The organism is Streptomyces flaveus (genome assembly GCF_014647675.1).
GTDB classification, from domain to species: domain Bacteria; phylum Actinomycetota; class Actinomycetes; order Streptomycetales; family Streptomycetaceae; genus Streptomyces; species Streptomyces flaveus.
Map to the genome: position 1 here is coordinate 326,321 of NZ_BMPQ01000007.1, position 20,353 is coordinate 346,673.

At 70.5% G+C, this 20,353-nt stretch carries 19 protein-coding genes; 11 read left to right on the top strand and 8 right to left on the bottom strand.

Annotated features, from left to right (window positions below):
* Window positions 1–121: 121 nt before the first annotated feature.
* On the bottom strand, window positions 122–946 hold the full coding sequence (locus tag IEZ21_RS17600; protein ID WP_189322823.1) for an MOSC domain-containing protein: 825 nt from the start codon (window positions 944–946) through the stop codon (window positions 122–124).
* A gap of 65 nt (window positions 947–1,011) precedes the next feature.
* Window positions 1,012–1,479, bottom strand: a complete 468-nt coding sequence (locus IEZ21_RS17605) for a DUF6643 family protein (protein ID WP_189322824.1) — start codon at window positions 1,477–1,479, stop codon at window positions 1,012–1,014.
* Window positions 1,480–1,778: 299 nt separating this feature from the next.
* Here IEZ21_RS17605 and IEZ21_RS17610 point away from each other — a divergent pair, with 299 nt between their 5' ends.
* Window positions 1,779–3,077, top strand: coding sequence for a TerD family protein (locus tag IEZ21_RS17610; protein WP_189322825.1), 1,299 nt, complete (start codon window positions 1,779–1,781; stop codon window positions 3,075–3,077).
* 16 nt (window positions 3,078–3,093) lie between these two features.
* Here the strand turns inward: IEZ21_RS17610 and IEZ21_RS17615 are convergent, their stop codons facing one another.
* Entirely contained in the window at window positions 3,094–4,269 is a 1,176-nt protein-coding gene (locus IEZ21_RS17615; RefSeq protein WP_189322826.1) for a glycosyltransferase, read from the bottom strand.
* Between the two features lie 59 nt (window positions 4,270–4,328).
* Between IEZ21_RS17615 and IEZ21_RS17620 the strand changes: the two genes are divergently transcribed.
* A complete protein-coding gene (locus tag IEZ21_RS17620; RefSeq protein ID WP_189322827.1) occupies window positions 4,329–5,114 on the top strand; it encodes a glutamate racemase in 786 nt (261 codons plus the stop codon).
* A 96-nt stretch (window positions 5,115–5,210) separates the two neighbouring features.
* Window positions 5,211–5,774 carry a hypothetical protein gene (locus tag IEZ21_RS17625; protein WP_033318551.1) on the top strand — a complete coding sequence of 188 codons (564 nt, stop codon included), beginning with the start codon at window positions 5,211–5,213 and terminating at the stop codon, window positions 5,772–5,774.
* Between the two features lie 10 nt (window positions 5,775–5,784).
* Here the strand turns inward: IEZ21_RS17625 and IEZ21_RS17630 are convergent, their stop codons facing one another.
* A complete protein-coding gene (locus tag IEZ21_RS17630) occupies window positions 5,785–6,849 on the bottom strand; it encodes an O-antigen ligase family protein (RefSeq protein ID WP_189322919.1) in 1,065 nt (354 codons plus the stop codon).
* 218 nt (window positions 6,850–7,067) lie between these two features.
* On the opposite strand from IEZ21_RS17630, the gene lnt reads away from it, so the two are divergent.
* The 4 genes from lnt (at window position 7,068) to IEZ21_RS17650 (ending at window position 12,067) form a co-directional block, all read left to right on the top strand.
* Complete coding sequence (gene lnt / locus IEZ21_RS17635; RefSeq protein WP_189322828.1) at window positions 7,068–8,681, top strand: apolipoprotein N-acyltransferase; 1,614 nt, start codon at window positions 7,068–7,070, stop codon at window positions 8,679–8,681.
* A 67-nt stretch (window positions 8,682–8,748) separates the two neighbouring features.
* On the top strand, window positions 8,749–9,222 hold the full coding sequence (locus tag IEZ21_RS17640) for an NUDIX hydrolase (RefSeq protein WP_033318549.1): 474 nt from the start codon (window positions 8,749–8,751) through the stop codon (window positions 9,220–9,222).
* Window positions 9,223–9,282: 60 nt separating this feature from the next.
* Complete coding sequence (locus IEZ21_RS17645) at window positions 9,283–10,083, top strand: 3-hydroxybutyrate dehydrogenase (protein ID WP_189322829.1); 801 nt, start codon at window positions 9,283–9,285, stop codon at window positions 10,081–10,083.
* Window positions 10,084–10,141: 58 nt separating this feature from the next.
* Window positions 10,142–12,067 carry a helix-turn-helix domain-containing protein gene (locus IEZ21_RS17650; RefSeq protein ID WP_189322830.1) on the top strand — a complete coding sequence of 642 codons (1,926 nt, stop codon included), beginning with the start codon at window positions 10,142–10,144 and terminating at the stop codon, window positions 12,065–12,067.
* Window positions 12,068–12,125: 58 nt separating this feature from the next.
* On the opposite strand, the gene IEZ21_RS17655 is transcribed toward IEZ21_RS17650, so the two are convergent.
* Window positions 12,126–13,526, bottom strand: coding sequence for an MFS transporter (locus IEZ21_RS17655; RefSeq protein WP_189322831.1), 1,401 nt, complete (start codon window positions 13,524–13,526; stop codon window positions 12,126–12,128).
* Window positions 13,527–13,891: 365 nt separating this feature from the next.
* On the opposite strand from IEZ21_RS17655, the gene IEZ21_RS17660 reads away from it, so the two are divergent.
* Entirely contained in the window at window positions 13,892–16,111 is a 2,220-nt protein-coding gene (locus IEZ21_RS17660) for an NADP-dependent isocitrate dehydrogenase (RefSeq protein ID WP_189322832.1), read from the top strand.
* 177 nt (window positions 16,112–16,288) lie between these two features.
* Window positions 16,289–16,570 (top strand): metal-sensitive transcriptional regulator, encoded by a 282-nt coding sequence (locus IEZ21_RS17665; RefSeq protein WP_033318546.1) that lies wholly within the window; start codon window positions 16,289–16,291, stop codon window positions 16,568–16,570.
* Window positions 16,571–16,612: 42 nt separating this feature from the next.
* Here IEZ21_RS17665 and IEZ21_RS17670 read toward each other — a convergent pair whose 3' ends face one another.
* Entirely contained in the window at window positions 16,613–17,878 is a 1,266-nt protein-coding gene (locus IEZ21_RS17670; RefSeq protein ID WP_189322833.1) for an alpha-L-fucosidase, read from the bottom strand.
* Between the two features lie 200 nt (window positions 17,879–18,078).
* On the opposite strand from IEZ21_RS17670, the gene IEZ21_RS17675 reads away from it, so the two are divergent.
* The gene (locus IEZ21_RS17675; protein WP_189322834.1) at window positions 18,079–18,477 is read left to right on the top strand and encodes an SseB family protein; all 399 of its coding nucleotides are present in this window, start codon (window positions 18,079–18,081) and stop codon (window positions 18,475–18,477) included.
* 13 nt (window positions 18,478–18,490) lie between these two features.
* On the opposite strand, the gene IEZ21_RS17680 is transcribed toward IEZ21_RS17675, so the two are convergent.
* Both IEZ21_RS17680 and IEZ21_RS17685 read right to left on the bottom strand, forming a co-directional pair.
* Window positions 18,491–18,886 (bottom strand): MarR family winged helix-turn-helix transcriptional regulator, encoded by a 396-nt coding sequence (locus IEZ21_RS17680; RefSeq protein ID WP_189322835.1) that lies wholly within the window; start codon window positions 18,884–18,886, stop codon window positions 18,491–18,493.
* 103 nt (window positions 18,887–18,989) lie between these two features.
* Window positions 18,990–19,592 carry a TMEM165/GDT1 family protein gene (locus IEZ21_RS17685; RefSeq protein ID WP_189322836.1) on the bottom strand — a complete coding sequence of 201 codons (603 nt, stop codon included), beginning with the start codon at window positions 19,590–19,592 and terminating at the stop codon, window positions 18,990–18,992.
* Between the two features lie 367 nt (window positions 19,593–19,959).
* On the opposite strand from IEZ21_RS17685, the gene IEZ21_RS17690 reads away from it, so the two are divergent.
* Entirely contained in the window at window positions 19,960–20,334 is a 375-nt protein-coding gene (locus IEZ21_RS17690) for an SseB family protein (RefSeq protein WP_189322837.1), read from the top strand.
* The last annotated feature ends 19 nt before the right edge of the window (window positions 20,335–20,353 follow it).

Below are 20,353 nucleotides of genomic sequence, written 5' to 3' on the forward strand. Positions count from 1 at the left end.
AGCCGTCCACGCACGAGGCCGGGGAAGAGAGAGTGAAATCACCCCTCGCGCCGACCCTTTCATGAACTTCTCACAAGGCCTCAACGGGCGTGCCCGGCGCCGTGGTTCCCCACGCGAGGGTCTATTCGAGGATTCTGACCGGATCTCCCACGCGCACGGTGCCGAGGGACTCCGGCACGAGGTTCTGCCCGAAGACCAGCTTGCCGTCGAGGCGGCGGTGGCGGCCGAGCGTGCGCAGCGGTTCCCCGCCGCGCTCGGCGGTGTCCTGGTCGGTGGTGGTCACGACGCAGCGCCCGCACGGCTTGGCGATCCGGAAGGTGGCCTCGCCGACGGCGATCCGCGACCAGCCGTCCTCGGCCCAGGCGTCGGCGCCGTCGACGACCACGTTCGGCCGGAAGCGGTTCATGGGGAGCGGGCCCTCGTCGGGCCGCTCGCCCCGCGCTATCAGGGCGTTGAGGGCGTCGAGGGACGCGAGAGTGGTGAGCAGCAGGGGATAGGCGTCGGCGAAGCTGACGGTCTCGCCCGGACGCGCGTACTCCGGATCGAGGGGCCGACGGGTGGCCGGGTCGTCGAGATGCACGAGACGCACGTCGAGCCCGAGATACTCGCTGAACCATGCGTGCGCCGCGGCGTCGGCGGGAACCCCCTCCACCTTGTCGCGCACCATCTCGACCGTCGTCGTGCCGATCGGCTCGGGCACGGGAACGGCCAGCGATTCACGGCCGGGTCCGGACAGCAGAACACCGCCGCCGGGCTGTGGCTCGGCGGCGGCCAACGCCATGCGCGGATGCGCACGTTGGGTGATGACCTTGCTCGTCTCGTCGATCAGCACCCAACGCCGGTCGCCCGCCAGGCCCCATGGCTCCACGACGGCCTCGCGTGCGGCAAGGCCCCTGGCCGCCTTGAGCGGATAGACGTGGACCGAGTGCAGCACCGACATCGACATGAGGTCATCCTGCCAGCCGGCACTGACAACCTCCTCCGAGGGGGCCGGCAGATCGGAGCGAGGCCTCAGTATCCGCCGCGGTATTGCTGCTGCTGCCCGTTGTACGGATCCTGATACGGCGCCGGAGCCGGGCGGGGAGTTGCGGGGCGCATCGCCTCGTAGCCCGTACCGCCCGCCACGGGACGCTGCGGCTGTACCGGACGCTGAGGCTGCTGGCCCTGGGCGCCCGGGTAGCCGCGCGGCCCGGCTGCCTGCTGCTGCGGGATGTACGGCGCGGCAGCCTGCTGCAGCGGCTGGGGCTGCTGGGCCTGCGGGTAGCCGTACGACGGCATCTGCGCAGAAGGGCCGGCCGGCAGGGCGGGCAGCGCTGCCGGAAGCGCGGGCAGGTGGTTGCCCGTGTCGTACGCCGAGGGGACCCGGATCGGCGCGATCTGCGGGGTACCCCGCTCTGCGACGAGCGAGTCGTAGATCGGAGTGTCCGGGAAGGAGGCGGAGTAGTAACCGCCGCCATAGGTGGAGCGGGGGGAGGTCATGGCACATAAGTTAAGCCCACGATGTGCTGGTTGGGGAGACCGATAAGAGGGTTGTTTTTCGTGTCGGCAGTGACGGGCCATCCCTAATGTGAGCGAACTTGTAGAAAAGGGGCAGCGGTTGAAGTTGAGATCTGGTAAAGGCCGAGTTCCGGAAGGGTTACTGGCGAGTCGGGTGACCTTCCCGCGAACCGGGTCATGGGCGTTCGGTGTTCGCTGGAATAGGTTGGCGAAGAACGGCTTCTTGTACTGAACTGAAGCGCGATCCGGCGCGGAGACACCCGATGGGGGCGGACATGTCAATGCCTAAAGGTTCGAATGTTCCGGTGCCGACGGCCGGACTTCGCGTCGAATTGGGGTGGGGTTCCGGCCCCGGTGTCCCCGACGCGGATGCCTCGGCGCTGTTGCTGGTCTCCGGGAAGGTCCGGTCGGACGACGACTTCGTTTTCTTCAACCAGCCGACGCACGCGTCCGGCGCGGTGCGACGCGAGGGCAAGAAGGACGCCGGCGGTCAGGTGACCGACACACTGGTCGTCGATCTCGCGCGCGTGGAGCCCGCGATCGAGACGGTGGTGCTCGTCGCCTCCACGGACGGTGGCGCGTTCGGGCAGGTGCCCGGCCTGTACGTCCGGGTCCTCGACGCACAGCAGGGTACGGAGGTCGCGCGCTTCGACAGCGAGGGCGCGACCGTGGAGACGGCCTTCGTGCTCGGGGAGTTCTACCGCCGTCAGGGCGCCTGGAAGTTCCGTGCCGTCGGGCAGGGCTACAGCAGCGGGCTGGAGGGGCTGGCCACGGACTTCGGGATCACGGTGGACGAACCGCAGCAGGCGGCGCCGCCCGCGTCCACGACGCCATCGCCCGTGCTCTCGACGCCACCGCCACCCGCGCCCGTCGCCCCGCCGGTCACGGCCGCGCCCCCGGTGACGCCGTCGGCCGCGCCGCCCGCCCAGCCCGCCGCCCCGGTACGCCTGACCAAGGTCACGCTCACCAAGGAAGCCCCGTCGGTCTCGCTCACCAAGCAGGGCGGCACCTCCGGTGCCATGCGCGTGAACCTCAACTGGCAGGTGCGCAAGCAGTTCTCGGGGTGGCGCAGCAAGCTGGGCCAGGCCGTCGCCATGCACGCGGACCTCGACCTCGACCTGTGCGCCCTGTACGAGCTCTCCGACGGCAGCAAGGGCGTCGTCCAGGCGCTGGGCAACGCCTTCGGAGCGCTGCACCAGCCCCCGTTCATCCATCTCGACGGCGACGACCGCACCGGGGCCTCGGCGAGTGGCGAGAACATGAGCATCAACCTCGACCACCAGCAGTACTTCCGCCGCATCCTCATCTTCGTCACCATCTACGAAGGGGCGCGATCCTTCGCCGACCTGGACGCCACGGTGACCCTCCAGCCGCTGCACGGTGCGCCCATCGACTTCTCGCTCGGCGAGTGCACCGTGCCCTCGACGGTGTGCGCGCTGGCTCTCATCACCAACACCGGCAGCGATCTCGTCGTCCAGCGCGAGGCCCGCTTCCTGGTTCCCGAGCGCGGCGTGAGCCCGCAGCGCACCGTCGACTACGCCTACGGGTGGGGCATGAACTGGACCCCAGGCAGGAAGTGACCCTGAAAGCGGCCTCTCACCGCTGCTCGGGCGCCGTATCGGGACGGGTGTAGGTGCGCCCCTTCCATGCGGCGCCGCGCCCCCTGTAGTGCTGCACCGCGGAATCCACCGTCATGAGGAGGTACAAAAACGCGGTGACCGGCAACAACAAGGCGAGCAGGAGCGGCTGTCGGTAGTAGCGGAGCATCGGCAGATACGTCGCTGTCATCAGCAGCCACGCGAGCCCGCCCGCCGTCGCCGCCCCGGCGCTCCCCGCGGCGAGACCCACGAAGAGCGCCACAGGGGGCACCAGGTACACCACGGCCAGGCCGACGACCGTGCCGACCAGCAGCAGCGGGTTGTGCCGCAGTTGGGCGTACGCGCTGCGCGAGACCATCCGCCACAGGTCGTGCAGTCGCGGATAGGGGCGCACGCTGTCGACCTTTTCCGCGAGCCCCAGCCAGATGTGGCCCCCGGAGCCCTTGACCGCCTTCGCGAGCGCCACGTCGTCGATGACGGCGTGCCGGATGGCGTCCGGAATCCGGGCCTGCTCGGCGGCATCCGCGCGCAACAGGACGCAGCCGCCCGCGGCGGCGGCTGTCCGCGACGCCTTCACGGCGATCCGGCGGAACGGATACAGCTGCGCGAAGAAGTACACGAAGGCGGGTACCACCAGCCGCTCCCAGACGCTCTCGACCCGCAGTCGCGCCATCTGCGAGACGAGATCGAAGCCTCCGGTGCGGGCCGCGGACACCAACTCCCGCAGGCTGTCCGGGGCGTGGGCGATGTCCGCGTCCGTCAGCAGCAGATACTCGGGTGCACGCGCGCGTGCCAGGCCGATTCCGTGCCGTACGGCCCAGAGCTTGCCCGTCCAGCCTACGGGCGGCTCCCCGGGCGAGCCGACGGTCAGCGGCAGTCCGCCGTGCCGCTCGGCAAGCTCGCGGGCCAGTTCCCCGGTGCCGTCCGAACTCCCGTCGTCGACCAGGAACACCTCGGCCCGCCCCGGATAGTCCTGCGCGAGGAGCGACGGCAGGCTGCGCGGCAGTACGGCGGCTTCGTCCCGCGCCGGTACGACGACGCAGACGGACGGCCAGTCCTCCGGCTCCCGGCGCGGCGGCAACCGCAGATCCGTACGCCAGAAGAAGCCCTGTCCCAGCAGCAGCCACAGCCATGCGGCGAGCGATCCGGCGGCGGTCCACACAAGGGCGTTCACGGGCCGCAGTCTGCCCCACCCAAGGGGGCCCGTTGGGGTGGATCGTCTATGGTGACCGGGTGAAGATCGCGCTCATGGACTCCGGAATCGGGCTGCTCGCGGCAGCTGCCGCGGTACGTCGTCTGCGGCCCGACGCCGATGTCGTTCTGTCCTCCGCCCCTGAGAGCATGCCCTGGGGGCCGCATTCTCCCGAGTACGTGACCGAGCGCGCCCTCGCCGTCGCCGAGGCGGCGGCGGCCCACCGGCCCGACGCGCTGATCGTCGCGTGCAACACCGCCTCCGTGCACGCCCTGCCCGCCCTGCGCGCCCGCCTCGAACCGGACCTGCCGGTCATCGGCACGGTTCCGGCGATCAAGCCCGCCGCGGCGGGCGGCGGACCGGTCGCGATCTGGGCCACGCCCGCCACCACGGGCAGCCCCTACCAGCGTGGTCTCATCCGGGAGTTCGCCGCCGGAGTGACCGTCACCGAAGTGCCGTGCCCGGGACTCGCCGACGCGGTGGAGCAGGCCGACGAGGCCGCCGTCGACCGGGCGATCGCCGCCGCCGCGGCGCTCACCCCGGACGATGTAAGGGCCGTTGTCCTGGGCTGCACCCATTACGAGCTGGTCGCTGAGCGCATTCGCGCGGCCGTGCGGCAACCCGGGGGCGCCCCGCTCGTCCTGCACGGCTCGGCCGGCGCGGTGGCCGCCCAGGCGCTGCGCCGCATCGGCGCACATCCGGCTCCGGGGGCGCCCGCGGGGGGCACTCTCACGGTGTTGCTCAGCGGACAGGAGGCGGCCCTGCCCGCGGCGTCGCTGACATACGCCGAGGGCAGGCTGCTGCAAGCAGTCAGCCCCGCGCGCTGAACCTCTCGCCACGAACCGGACGCCTGACATCCACTCGGACCAGTAACTGTCCGCAACCCGATGCCCGCGCTGCGGAATCTGAGTAGTCTCAAAGCCATGAGGCATCCCCACGGCGAGAAGGACGCTGACGACGCCCCGCATCCCGAGGTCTGGCACGGCCGTGCGACCAACCGGGTGCAGTGGCTGCTCGCGCTGAGCGGCGCCGCCTGTATGGCCCTGGGAATCGAGCTGGCCGTCGACTCGGCCTGGACGTCGGGCATCGTGCCGCTCCTCATGTCCGTGATCGGCTGCATCGCCGGGGGGCTCCTGGTCCTCTTCGGCACACTCGCGTTCGTGCACGTCGCCGTGAAGGTCGACAAGGAGTGCCTGGAGGTGCGCTGCGGCCACATGGGCCTGCCGCGCCGCCGGATCCCCCTCTCCCACATCACCGGCGCGGACTTCCTGCCCCGGGTCACCCCGCGCCACTGGGGCGGCTGGGGCTACCGCTGGCGGCCCGAGAAGGGGACCGCTGTGGTCGTACGGCGCGGTGAGGGCCTGGTGCTACGGCTCGGCGACGGGCATTCGTTCACGGTCACGGTGGACAACGCGGAGGCGGCCGTACGGGTCATCCGGGCCCGTCTCGCGTCGACGACATCGGCCACTCGGGGCACTGCGCTCTGACGCAGCCCGGTCACGGGCCTGATCGGCCGCTGTGGGTGCGCCCGCCCTCGTCCACCGTGCTCTGCGGCACCTCGGGCAGGGGACGGGCCGTGGCGAGCCCCGCGAGCAGTCCCGCGCCCGCCGTCACCGTGGGGAAGCTCAGTGCGTTGCCGACCGCGGCGATCGCGGCCAGCGCAGTGAGCGCGGCGCCCGCGGTGAGCGCGACCGACGTGGGGCGCGGCGTGCGCCACAGTGCGTACAGGATCCAGCAGAACACCGCCGCGAGCAGCACCACGCCGAGGAGCCCCTGCTCGGCCGCTTGCTGAAACGGCGCGGAGTATGGCTTGCCGTCCGTCGGCGGCGACTGCGTGACCGTCGGGCTCAGCTCCGGGAACCGTCCCGGGCCGACGCCAAGGCCCGGCTCCTGGTGGGCCATGTCGAGCGCGTCGCGCCACAGCTGGACCCGTTGCTGGGTGAGCTGGCCCTCCAAGGCGGAGGTCAGGCCGTCCGGCAGCGCGTTCTCGGCGATGGCCCAGGTCGCGCCGGTCACCAGGCCCGCGGCGAGGGCGAGGCCGGCGAGTCCTGGGCCGCGGCGCATGCGGTCGGCGGCGAGGGAGCACAGCAGTACGCCCGCACAGGCGATACAGCCCGCCGTCGAGCCCAGGAATGCCGAGGCCACCCCGATCCCGGCGGCCAGCAGCCGCAGCCCGAGCCGCATCGCCGGTGGGCGTGCCGCCCAGGCCGCACAGCACGCGGCCCCCGCGGACAGGGTCAGCAGAGCCGCGGTGGAGCCGGTCTGCCCGAGCGGCGAGATGACCTGCGGCCCCGGTGCCGTGTTCGGGGCGGCGATCGCGAGGCCAAGACCGGCAAGCGCACCTGCGCCAGGGGCGGCGACCGGCAAGTACGAACCACACATCCGCCCCGAGGCGTAACCGGCGGCCACGGCGAGCACCGCGAGCAGCACCCCCTCGGGTCGGCCACCGTGCACCGAGGCGGAGATCACGGACCAGGTCGCGCAGCCACCGAGCACGATCACGCCCGTCACGTCCGAAACGGTGCGTCTGTCGTGCGCCGACACCGGCCCGGCCGACGTCATTCCCGTGGACCCCACCCGCCGCCCCCCGACCCATGACGGACCCCGACCGAATGGCCGGATACGGCCGTACGTGAAGGGCTTCGGCACACCGTAACGGGTGGTGCGCCGCTTTGTGGACGAGTTGCGCAGAAACGATGCAGCTGTCGGGTGGAGCCGCCTGGCCAGGGGCGGACGGACCGCGCTGTCGGTGGCCAGGTCACGCGCCGTACACTCCCCGAGTGACCGCCACAGCAACATCCGTAGACCAGCCGGAACAGCTCGGACCGCAGGACCGGCCCGCATCGCGCGGGGCACGGCTGGTGCGGCGGTTCGGTCCGGCCGTCGTCGCGGCGCTCTCCGGAGTGCTCCTCTACGTCAGCTTTCCGCCGCGCACCCTGTGGTGGCTCGCCCTCCCGGCCTTCGCGGTCTTCGGCTGGTGCCTGCGCGGGCGCACATGGAAGGCGGGCCTACGGCTCGGCTACCTCTTCGGTCTCGGCTTCCTGTTGCCCCTGCTCGTATGGACCGGGGTGGAAGTCGGTCCCGGACCGTGGCTGGCCCTCGTCGTCATCGAGGCGGTGTTCGTCGCACTCGTCGGCGCCGGCGTCGCGGCGGTGTCGAAGCTGCCCGGCTGGCCCGTGTGGGCGGCGGCCCTGTGGACCCTCGGCGAGGCGGCACGCGCGCGCGTGCCGTTCGAGGGTTTCCCCTGGGGCAAGATCGCCTTCGGCCAGGCGGACGGGATCTTTCTGCCGCTCGCGGCGGTGGGCGGCACTCCGGTGCTCGGCTTCGCGGTCGTCCTGTGCGGCTTCGGGCTGTACGAGATCGTCCGCCAGGTGATGGAGATACGGCGCACCCGTGCCGTACGACGTGGGGCCGCCGCCGCGGCACTGCTCAGTTTCGCACTCCCCGTAGTCGGCGCTTTCGCCGCCCGCCCCCTGGTCAGCGACACGGCGGAGGACGGCACCGCCACCGTCGCCGTCATCCAGGGCAACGTCCCGCGCGCGGGCCTCGACTTCAACTCCCAGCGGCGCGCCGTGCTCGACTACCACGCCCGGGAGACCGAGCGCCTGGCCGCGCAGGTCAAGGCGGGCAAGGTCCCTCAGCCGGACTTCGTACTGTGGCCGGAGAACTCCTCCGACATCGACCCGTTCAGCAACCCCGACGCGCACGACGTCATCGAAGCGGCCGTCAAGGCGATCGGCGCGCCCGTCTCGGTCGGCGGCGTCGTCGAGAAGAACGGCAAGCTCTACAACGAGCAGATCCTGTGGGACCCGGACAAGGGGCCCGGCGACACCTACGACAAGCGGCAGATCCAGCCGTTCGGCGAATACCTCCCGCTGCGCTCACTCATCGGCGCCATCAACGAGGACTGGACGTCCATGGTCCGCCAGAACTTCAGCCGGGGCAGCGAGCCGGGCGTGTTCACCATGGCGGGCACCAAGGTCGGGCTCGCGACCTGCTACGAGGCCGCCTTCGACTGGGCCGTGCGCGACACGGTCACCGACGGCGCCCAGATGATCTCCGTACCGAGCAACAACGCCACGTTCGACCGCAGCGAGATGACCTACCAGCAGCTCGCCATGTCCCGAGTCCGCGCCGTCGAGCACAGCCGCACCGTCACCGTCCCGGTCACCAGCGGCGTCAGCGCCGTGATCATGCCCGACGGGAAGATCACACAGCGCACCGGAATGTTCGTGGCGGACTCGCTGGTCCAGGAGGTGCCGCTGCGCTCCTCCGAGACCCCTGCCACGCGTCTCGGTGTACTCCCGGAGGCGCTGCTCGTGCTGGTCGCCGTCGGCGGCCTCGGCTGGGCGGTGACGGCGGGAGTCCGCGCCCGACGCGCCGGTGACGTGTAGCCGTACGCCGGTCGTACGCGCCCTGCGCCTCGCTGGAGTGACGGAGCCGGGCCGTTAGGGTCGCTCCATGGCTACTCCTGACTTCATCACCGCCATCCGGGCCACCGCCGGCCGGCAACTGCTCTGGCTCCCCGGAGTCACCGCGATCGTCCTCGACGACGAGGAGAGAGTGCTGCTGGGACGCCGCTCGGACACCCGCAAGTGGTCGGTGATCGGCGGCATGCCGGACCCGGGTGAGCAGCCGGCGGCCTGTGCGGTGCGGGAGGTCTACGAGGAGACGGCGGTGCGCTGCGTCGCCGAGCGGGTCGTCCTGGTGCAGGCCCTGGAGCCGATCACCTACGAGAACGGTGACATCTGTCAGTTCATGGACATCACCTTCCGCTGCCGGGCCGTGGGTGGTGAGGCACGCGTCAACGACGACGAGTCGCTGGAGGTCGGCTGGTTCCCGGTCGACGCCCTGCCGGAGCTGAACGAGCACGGACTGTTCCGGATCAAGCAGGCGCTGTCCGAGGAACCCACGTGGTTCGACCCCATGGCCTGAGGGCGAAGTGTGGGTGACGACCACATCGGTTGGGGCGTGGCTGCTGCCTAGGGTCAGGGCATGACCGCGCCCAGCGCCCTCGCAGGCCCCCACGCCCCGTCCCTCGACCTCGGCGGCCGCACCGCCCTCGTCACCGGCGCCGCAGGCGGCATCGGCCGCGCGTGCGCACTGCGGCTCGCCGCGGCGGGGGCCAAAGTGCGGGCGGTCGACCGGGAGGCCGGGGGCCTGGAAACGCTCGGCGAACAGGCCCGGGGCCTCGCGGGCACCGTCGAACCACACGTCCTCGACCTCACCGACCTGGACGCCGCGGAGTCCGCCGCCGCGGGCACCGATGTCCTCGTCAACAACGCCGGGCTGCAACTGGTGCGCCCGATCGAGGAGTTCCCGCCCGACACCTTCCACACCGTGCTGACCGTGATGCTGGAGGCCCCGTTCCGGCTCATCCGCGGGGCACTGCCTCACATGTACGGGCAGGGGTGGGGCCGCATCCTCAATGTGTCGTCGGTCCATGGGCTGCGCGCCTCTGCTTTCAAGGCGGCGTATGTGGCAGCGAAACATGGACTGGAGGGCCTCTCCAAAACCGCTGCCCTGGAAGGCGCCCCCCATGGCGTCACCTCGAACTGTGTGAACCCCGCCTATGTGCGCACCCCACTGGTCGAGAAGCAGCTGTCCGACCAGGCGGCAGCCCATGGGATCCCCGAGGAGCGGGTGCTGACCGAGATCCTGTTGCGGGACAGCGCCGTCAAGCGACTCATCGAACCGGAGGAGGTCGCCGAGGCGGTCGCGTACCTGTGCAGTCCGCAGGCCTCCTTCGTCACCGGGACCTCGCTCGTCCTCGACGGTGGCTGGACCGCGCACTGAGCGTGAGTCGTCCACAGGGCTGGTCGGGCTGTCGGTGCGGTGAGTAATCCTGGTGGACATGTCTCGCGATCAATTGCAGTCCGCAGGGCGCTCCGAGGCGAGCGCCGAGGCGCCGTTCCTCGAGCTGCTGGCCCGGGGCGCGTCCGCCGACGCGTACGAGCAGCCGGTGCTGCTCGCCCGTGCCGACGGACTGCCGCCCGAGCGGGTCGCCGCTCTGGAGCACGCCAAGGTGCTCGCGCTGCGCGTGCGCTCCGAGATGGAGGGACGCCGCCGACGCGAGGCCGAGCTGTCCGCGCTCTTCGAGACGGCCCACGACCTGGCGGGACTGCGCGATCTCGACGCCGTGCTGCAGGCGATCGTGCAGCGCGCGCGGTCGCTGCTGAGTACGGACGTCGCATACCTCAGCCTGAACGACCCGGCCGAGGGCGACACGTACATGCGGGTCACAGAGGGCTCGGTGGCGGCGCGCTTCCAGCAGTTGCGGCTCGGCATGGGGGAGGGGCTCGGCGGGCTCGTCGCCCAGACGGCCCGCCCCTATGTCACCGACGACTACTTCAAGGACGACCGTTTCCAGCACACGTCGACCATCGACGCGGGTGTACGGGACGAGGGGCTGGTGGCGATCCTCGGTGTGCCGCTGACGCTCGGCCCGCATGTCATCGGCGTGCTCTTCGCGGCCGACCGCCGTGCGCGGGTCTTCGAGCGGGAGCAGATCGCGCTGCTCGGATCGTTCGCCGCCCTGGCGGCCGCCGCCATCGACACCGCGAACCTGCTCACCGAGACCCGTGAAGCACTCGGGGATCTGGAGCGGGCCAACGAGATCATCCGGGACCGCAGCGGGGTGATCGAGCGCGCTTCGGACGTGCACGACCGGCTCGCCGAGCTCGTCCTGCGCGGCGGCGGGGTCCACGACGTGGCGGCCGCGGTCTCCCAAGTCCTCGACGGCACTGTGGAGTTCGCGGAGGCGGGCGCCGCACCCGGTGATGCCCTGGAGGTATCACGCGCCGAAGGACACGCCGTCCGGCACGGGGACGACTGGGTCGCGGCCGTCGCCGCCGGCGGTGAACTGCTCGGCGCGCTGCTGCTGCACGGCCATCCGGGGCTCGACCCCGTCGACCAGCGCACCCTGGAGCGGGCCGCCATGGTCACCTCGCTCCTGCTGCTGGCCCGTCGCTCGGCCGCCGAGGCCGAACAACGCGTCCGCGGCGAGCTGTTGGACGATCTGCTCGACGCGCGCGACCGCGATCCCCGGCTGCTGCGCGAGCGTGCCGCCCGGCTGGACGCCGACCTCGACGCCACCCACGTGGTGCTGGCCGCTCGTCTCGACTCCACTGTCGCCGACGCCGACCACGAGGCAGCCGCCCGCCGCAGGCTGTGGTCCGCCGCGTCCCACCTCGCCGCCACCCGGCACGGCCTGGCCGCCGCCCGCGACGGTGGCACAGTCCTGCTCCTGCCCCTGCGTCCCGGTGACACCGCGACGGACCTGGCCCGCCGCACGGCCGGAGACCTGGGCACCGCCGTCTCCGAGGCGGTCACCGTCGGTGCCTCCGCGCCCGTCGAGAACCTCACCGCCCATCCGGACAGCGTGGCCGAGGCCTACGCGGAAGGGCAGCGATGCCGCGACGCGCTGCGACTGCTCGGCCGGGCCGGGGACGGCGCCGCCGCCGAGGACTTCGGGTTCCTGGGACTCCTCCTCGCCGGGAGCCGGGACATCTCCGGCTTCGTCGAGCGCACCATCGGCCAGGTCGTGACGTACGACGCGAAACGCGGCACCAATCTCCTGCGCACCCTCGACGCGTACTTCACGTGCGGCAGGAGCCCGGCGCGCACGAGCGACGAGCTGCACGTCCACGTCAACACGGTCGCGCAGCGCCTGGAGCGGGTGGGCCGGCTGCTCGGACCCGACTGGCAGAGCCCGGCCAGGGCCCTGGAGATCCAACTCGCCGTACGGCTGCACCGGTTGTCGTCCACGGCGCGACATTGACCCCCGCACGCACGGGCGCACGGGGGTCGGTCTCGGGGAAGCTCGCCGTGAAACCGGCTCAGACGGGACGGGCGTCAGCGGCACGGGCCGACGTCGTCGCGGCCTCCGCGTCCTCCTGGCCGTCCTCACCCTCCCATTCCGCGAGGTCACGGTGCCGGGTCTCCTTCGCCACCCCCACCGCGATCAGTGTCAGTACGACCGCCCCGATCACGTACAGGGCGATCGGAGTGGAGCTGTCGTAGTCGGCCAGCAGTGCGGTCGCGATGAGCGGCGCGGGCGCGCCCGCCGCGACGGACGAGAACTGTGCGCCGATCGAAGCGCCCGAGTAGCGCATACGGGTCGCGAACATCTCCGAGAAGAAGGCGGCCTGCGGTGCGTACATGGCCCCGTGCAGGACCAGGCCCACGGTCACGGCGAGAATCAGGTTCCCGAAGCTCCCGGTGTCGATGAGCGAGAAGAACGGGAACATCCACACACCGACTCCCGCCGCGCCCAGCAGATACACGGGCCGACGGCCGACGCGGTCCGACAGGGCGCCCCAGGCCGGGATGACGGCGAAGTGCACGGCGGAGGCGATGAGGACCGCGTTCAGCGCGGTCTGCTTGGAGAGACCGGCCGATGTGGTGGCGTACACGAGGATGAAGGCGGTGATCACGTAGTAGCTGATGTTCTCCGCCATACGCGCGCCCATCGCGATCAGGACGTCGCGCCAGTGGTGCCGCAGCACGGACACGAGCGGGAGCTTCTCGGCGGGTCCGTCCTGGGCCGCCTTGCGCGTCTCGGCCTGCGCGAGGGCCGCCTTGAAGACGGGCGATTCATCGACAGACAGACGAATCCACAAACCGACGATCACCAGCACGCCCGACAGCAGGAACGGAATACGCCAGCCCCAGGACATGAAGGCGGCGTCCGAGAGGACCGCGGTCAGCAGCGACAGCACACCCGTCGCCAGCAACTGCCCGGCGGGCGCCCCGGTCTGCGGCCACGAAGCCCAGAACCCGCGCCGCCGCGCGTCCCCGTGCTCCGACACCAGCAGCACGGCGCCTCCCCATTCGCCGCCCAGCGCGAAGCCCTGCACCAGGCGCAGCGCGGTGAGCAGCACCGGGGCCGCCGTACCGACGGTCGCGTGCGTGGGCAGCAGTCCGATCGCGAAGGTCGCCCCGCCCATCAGCAGCAGACTCAGCACCAGCAGCTTCTTGCGCCCGAGCCGGTCGCCGTAGTGCCCGAAGACCAGCGCCCCGAGAGGCCGGGCCGCGAATCCCACCGCGTACGTCAAGAACGAGAGCAGCGTGCCGACGAGCGGGTCGGAGCCCGGGAAGAACAGCTTGTTGAAGACGAGCGCGGCGGCAGATCCGTAGAGGAAGAAGTCGTACCACTCGATCGTGGTGCCGATGAGGCTCGCGGCGACGATCCGGCGGAGGTTCGAGGGTGGCGGGGGAGCGGTTGCTGCGGAGGCCATGAACACCACTTCCAGGCGGGCGGGGACGCTTACTTGTCGGCACAACCTAGGAAGACGCACGTCCATGGCACATGTGGGGGGACAACATAGTTTTTGGCGCCAGTGTGCGGCCACTCACCATGAGCGGGCGGAAGGTCCGGCGATGACGGCTGGCGGGAGTGTGCGTCGACGACTGCGTACGGCTGGAACAGGGCCGCCAGAAGAAGAGGCACTGCGCGTGATGGCGAAGGCCTGAGGGCGGAGACCAGCTGAGACCCCGGGTGTGACGCAGCCATGGCTCACTTGTGCGGGCTCCTGTCCGGTGAGGGCCGATCACGAGATATCTTGATGTCGAGCAATGTTGCAGACGTGGAGCGGAGCACCCGGTGACTGACTCGACCATCATCTATACGCACACTGACGAGGCCCCGGCCCTGGCGACGCATTCGTTCCTGCCGGTGATCCAGGCCTACGCCTCGACGGCCGGGGTCACCGTGGAGACGCGGGACATCTCCCTGGCGGGGCGGATCATCGCTCTCTTCCCGGAGTACCTCGAAGAGGGGCAGCGCATCCCGGACGACCTGGCCGAGCTGGGCGCTCTCGCCAAGACGCCCGAGGCGAACATCATCAAGCTGCCGAACGTCTCGGCGTCGATCCCGCAGCTCAAGGCCGCGGTCGCCGAGCTGCAGGAGCAGGGCTACGCGCTGCCGGCCTACCCGGACGACCCGAAGACCGACGAGGAGCGCGACATCCGCGCCCGCTACGACAAGGTCAAGGGCTCCGCCGTCAACCCGGTCCTGCGCGAGGGCAACTCCGACCGCCGCGCCCCCGCCTCGGTGAAGAACTACGCCAAGGCCCACCCGCACCGCATGGGCGCCTGGACCTCCGAGTCGAAGACCAACGTCGCGACCATGGGCGTGGACGACTTCCGTTCCACGGAGAAGTCCGCGGTGATCTCCGAGGCCGGCGCGCTGCGCATCGAGCTGAAGGGCGACGACGGCTCCACCACCGTGCTGCGCGAGTCCGTACCCGTACTCGCCGGTGAGGTCGTCGACGCCTCCGTGATGCGGGTCGCCGCACTGCGCGAGTTCCTGACCGCGCAGATCAACCGTGCCAAGTCCGAAGGCGTGCTGTTCTCCGTGCACCTGAAGGCCACGATGATGAAGGTCTCCGACCCGATCATCTTCGGTCACGTGGTGCGCGCCTTCTTCCCGAAGACGTTCGCGAAGTACGGCGAGAAGCTCGCCGCGGCCGGCCTCACCCCGAACGACGGACTCGGCGGCATCTACAAGGGCCTCGAGTCCCTGCCAGAGGGCGCCGAGATCAAGGCCTCCTTCGACGCCGAACTCGCCGAAGGTCCCGAGCTGGCGATGGTCGACTCCGACCGTGGCATCACCAACCTGCACGTCCCCTCCGACGTCATCGTCGACGCCTCCATGCCGGCCATGATCCGCACCTCCGGCCACATGTGGGGCCCGGACGGCGAGGAGGCCGACACGCTGGCCGTCCTGCCGGACAGCAGCTACTCGGGCGTCTACCAGGTCGTCGTCGACGACTGCCGCGCGAACGGCGCCTTCGACCCGTCGACCATGGGCTCGGTCCCGAACGTCGGCCTGATGGCGCAGAAGGCCGAGGAGTACGGCAGCCACGACAAGACCTTCGAGATCCCCACCACGGGCACGGTCCGTCTCGTCGACCAGGCCGGGAACGTCGTCATCGAGCAGACCGTCTCCGCCGGCGACATCTTCCGCGCCTGCCAGACCAAGGACGCCCCGATCAAGGACTGGGTGAAGCTGGCCGTCACCCGCGCCCGCGCCACCGGCGACCCGGCCGTGTTCTGGCTGGACGAGACCCGCGCGCACGACGCGCAGCTGATCGCGAAGGTCAAGCAGTACCTGCCGGAGCACGACACCGAGGGCCTGGACATCCGCATCCTGAACCCGGTCGAGGCGACCAAGCTCTCCGTGGAGCGCATCCGCCGCGGCGAGAACACCATCTCGGTCACCGGCAACGTCCTGCGTGACTACCTGACCGACCTGTTCCCGATCCTGGAGCTGGGCACCAGCGCCAAGATGCTCTCGGTCGTCCCGCTGATGAACGGCGGCGGCCTCTTCGAGACGGGCGCCGGCGGTTCCGCGCCGAAGCACGTCCAGCAGCTGGTCAAGGAGAACTACCTGCGCTGGGACAGCCTGGGTGAGTTCCTCGCGCTGGCCTCCAGCTTCGAGCACCTCGCGCAGACCACGGACAACGCGCGCGCCCAGGTCCTCGCGGACACCCTCGACCGCGCGACCGCCCTGTTCCTGGAGAACGACAAGTCGCCGAGCCGTCGCGTCGGCGGCATCGACAACCGCGGCAGCCACTTCTACCTGGCCCTCTACTGGGCCCAGGAGCTGGCCAAGCAGACCGACGACGCGGCGCTCGCCAAGGCGTTCGCCCCGCTGGCCGAGACGCTGACCACGCAGGAGCAGACCATCGTGGACGAGCTACTCGCGGTGCAGGGCTCGCCGGCCGACATCGGCGGCTACTACCGGCCCGACCCCGCCAAGGCGTCGGCCGTGATGCGCCCGTCGGCGACGCTCAACCAGGCGCTCGCCACGCTGGCCTGACGGCTCGGTTCGCGAACAGGCTGCGCGAGCAGAACGAACACGCCAGAAGGAACCCGTTCCGCCCCGGTCGGCAGTGAGCCGACCGGGGCGGTCCCGTCTCTGTACCGAGGGCCCGGCAGGCCGGGGGAGCGGCGGCGTAGAGTACCGGGCGGGGTATACGACGAGGGAGCGCTTCGTATGGAACTGCAGATGGCGGCCGACGAGCTGAAGTCCGTGATCAACCGGCTCAAGCGAGCGCAGGGGCAGATAGCGGGCGTGATCAACATGATCGAGCAGGGCCGCTCCTGCGATGAGGTGGTGACCCAACTGGCCGCGGCCTCAAGGGCGTTGGACCGTGCCGGGTTCGCGATCATCGCGACAGGTCTGGAGCACTGCATGGCCCCCGAGAACGGTGAGCCGGACATGGACCGCGATCAGATGCGGGCCCGCCTCGAGAAGCTCTTCCTCTCCCTCGCCTGACCCGGAGTACTCGGGGCATACGAGCGCTACCGCGGCGGAGCCTCAGTCCCGCCCCGCCCCCCGGTACAGATCCAGCTCCCCGTCCAGCTCGACGGCCAGCACCGTGGCCTGATCGTCCAGGTCGGCCGCAGCGGGCGCGTCGATCCAGGTCACGCCCGGAACCGCGTCCAGGCCGCCGGTGACATGGTGGCCCAGTTCGGTGCCCGTACCCAGAACCGTGGCTCGCAGGACCCGGTTGCGCAGTCCGCGTACGGAGACGGTCTCGCGCGGTGCGTCGAAGCACACCAGGTACAGCGTTCGCCGGTCGGCGGACAGCGTGCTGGGACCGTAGTGGTGCCCGGCGGGCAGCCCGGCGACCGTCCCGTACACGGCGTCGGCATGACGCGCGATCCACGCGCCGAGGCCCTCCAGGCGTTCGACCTGCTCCTCGGGGATCGTGCCGTCCTCCCGCGGCCCTGCGCCGAGCAGCAGATTGCCACCCATACCGATCGTCTCCGCGAAGTAACGCACCAACTGGCGCACCGACTTGAAGTCGCGGTCCTGCGGCCGGTAACTCCACGAGTCGTTGATCGTGAGACACAGCTCCCATGGACCCTCCGGGGCCTGGAGCGGTGCACCCTGTTCCGGAGTGGCGTAGTCGCCGTAGCCGAGCATGCGGCCGTTGAGGATGGTGTCCGGGTTGCCCGCGAGGATCAGTTCGGCGAGCTCGCGCATCCGCCACTGCTCCTCCGTGCGCTCCCACTCGCCGTCGAACCAGAGAATGTCGGGGCGGAACCGCTCGACGAGCTCGCGGACCTGGCCGTCGCGGTACGTGAGGTAGCGCGTCCAGGCCTCCGGGTCCTCCTTGCCGGGCTCGGCGTGCGAGTAGGCGTTGGGCTCCACGAGGTGTGGTCCCGGGTGCCGCTCGCTCGGGTAGTCCGGGTGGTTCCAGTCGGAGTGCGAGTAGTAGAGGCCGATCTTGAGGTCCCTCGCGCGCAGCGCGTCGACGAATCCGGTGACGAGATCGCGGCCTGCCGGTGTGTCCCGGACGACGTCGAGATTGCGGTGGTCCGTATCCCACAGGGCGACGCCGTCGTGGTGCCGGGTGGTGAGCACCGCGTACTTCGCGCCGATGCGGGCGAACAACTCGGCCCAGGCGTCCGGGTCGTAGCGCGACGCGGTGAAGCCGTCGAGCTGTTTCATGTACTGCTCGTGCGTCATCTCGCCGGTGTAGAAGGACCAGGACTCGGCCGCTCCGCCCACGGCGTAGACGCCGTAGTGGATGAAGACGCCCAGCTTGGCGTCGGGAAACCAGGGTTGCATCGGCATACGCCCACGCTATGCGCGACGCCGCGGACGGCGCGTGGGCGGCGGTCACCACTACTGGTCCGTTTTCACCATGCGCGGGGGCTCGGCAGTACGATCCGGAAATGTAGGTATGCCAGGACGTCCGAACGGGTACGCGAGTCACGCGCCCGGGGCGAACGGTGTCCCGGGTGGCCGAGAACGCCACTACGTCGGGATGTGCCATGGAGATACCCTCGAACGACAGCGCCACCTCGGAGGCCGAGCGAGCGCTGAGCGTGCTGGCCGAGAACACTGAGGACGACGCGGCGCTGGACACGCTGGCCGGTACGGACGTGCTGGTCCCGGTGCCTGATGACGCCGACGACGAGGCGGTGGCCGATCCCACGATGGTGGCGCTGCCCGTACTGGAGCAGGACGGCGAGGAGCCGCTCGTGCCGGTGTTCACCTCGGAGGTGCGGATGGCCGAACTGCTGCCGTACGTCTCCCGCTACCGGCTGGTGCCGCTGGGCGCACTGGCCTCCCAGTGGCCCACCGGGGATCTTTCGCTGACGATCGACGCCAGCTCCCCGCACGGCCTGACGCTCAACTCGGAGGGCGTACGCACGCTCCTCGTCCGTTAGCGGAGCGTGCGCCTCACTCGCCCTTCAGCATGCGCGCGAGCGCCGCGCGCTGCAGTGGGCGTACCTCGGTGTGCAGGTCGCGGCCCTTCTGGGTGAGTGCGACCCACACCCCGCGGCGGTCTTCCTGGCAGACAGAGCGCTCCACCAGGCCCTCCTTCTCCAGGCGGCCGATGAGGCGGGACAGGGCGCTCTGGCTCAGGTGGACGCGCTCGGCGATGTTCTGCACACGGCACTGCTCGCCCGGATGCGTGGCCGCGTCCGACACCAGGATGTCGAGGACCTCGAAGTCGCTGGCTCCCAGGCCATGCGGATGCAACTCGCGGTCGATCTCGCACATCGTGCGCGCATGCACCGACAGGATGTCCCGCCACTGCTCCTCGAGCCGGGAATCGGTCTTCTCCGCTGCCATATATGCACGGTAACAGAAAATGAACCTTTGTTGACCGTGCAACTAGTGTGCGTGCATGCAGGTGGCACGCGGGGAGGGGAGCGTAGCTCCAGGGGTCGGCAAGTCAGCCGGTGAAGATCTCGACCACCGACCACACGGCCAGGCCCAGCATGCACAGCCCGCCGATGCGCTGGACGGTCTTCAGAGGTACGCGCTTGGCGATGAAGCGGCCCGCCAGCAACGCGAGGGCGGAGACCGACATGAGGGCCGCCGCGGAGCCGAGGGCCACGGACGCGATCCCGTTCGTGGCCGCGAGGTTGGCGGTCGTGATCTGCGTCAGGTCGCCCCACTCGCTGATGAAGACGGCCATGAAGGCGGTCGTGTAGACCGGCCAGAACCCGGTGACCGTCCGGCCGTCCGCATCCGCCTCGTCGTCGTCCCCTTCGCCGCGCAGCAGCATGAAGGCGCCGAAGGCGAACAGCGCGGCCGAGACGGTTTTGACGGTCCAGTCGGGCAGCAGGCCGATGAGGCTGCCGGCGCCGACGGCGATCGCGACATGCACGACGAACGCGGTCGACGTGCCGAACCACACGTACAAGGGCCGCATGCGGGTGCCCATGGCCAGCGACGCGAACATCGTCTTGTCGGGCAGTTCGGCGAGGAAGATCAGCCCGAAGGCGGTGATGACCGCCAAGGGGTCGAAAGACGCCAGGGGGGCGAGAGACATCCGGGTGGCTTTCTGTACGGGCCGGGCCCTCCGGATCTTCGCGAAGCGCCCTCGGCTGGGGCGACGGGAGAACCGATCGGCCCGGCATGACGGGTGCACCGCACGGCGTGCGAGCACATCAATGCCTGGCCGAAGGTCTCGCCCACCCGCATGTTCACGCGGGCCCGGCCACCGGGAACCCGTGGGCTCCAGTGTGTCGACGACCGGTTCGCAGAGCTACTCCCCTTCGCGATCACCCAGTCTACCGGTCATCCGCGCGTGCTTCGCATGAGTGTGCGGACGGAGGGTAGGCGAGAGTTGTCCCACAAGGACGGTCCCACGCGGACGGAACACCTCGTCCGCGGGACACGAACGGAACGCCACCCCCATGACCAGCCCTCCCGACGAAGACACGTCCGCCGACATCCTGCGCGCCCTGGGTGTCCTGGCGTACGACGGACAAGACAGCGAGGCGCGGGCCCTGTTGGCCGGGAGCAGAGTGCTGGTGCCGGCCGACTCTCTCGACGACGTGGACGCCCCGGAACTGAAGCTTGCCCTGACGGGCTGTGCTGTGGAGGTCTTCACCTCGGAGGAGCGGATGGCCCAGGCGCTGCCGGACGTGCAGACCTACCACCTCGTACCCCTCGGCCTGCTCCCGGCCCACTGGCCCGAGAGGGGCCGCTCGCTCACCATCGACCCGGGTTCGCCGGACAGCCTCACGCTGTCGGCGGACGGCGTACGGTTACTGCTCGGCGAACCCTGAAGCCGCGCCCTGTCGCAGG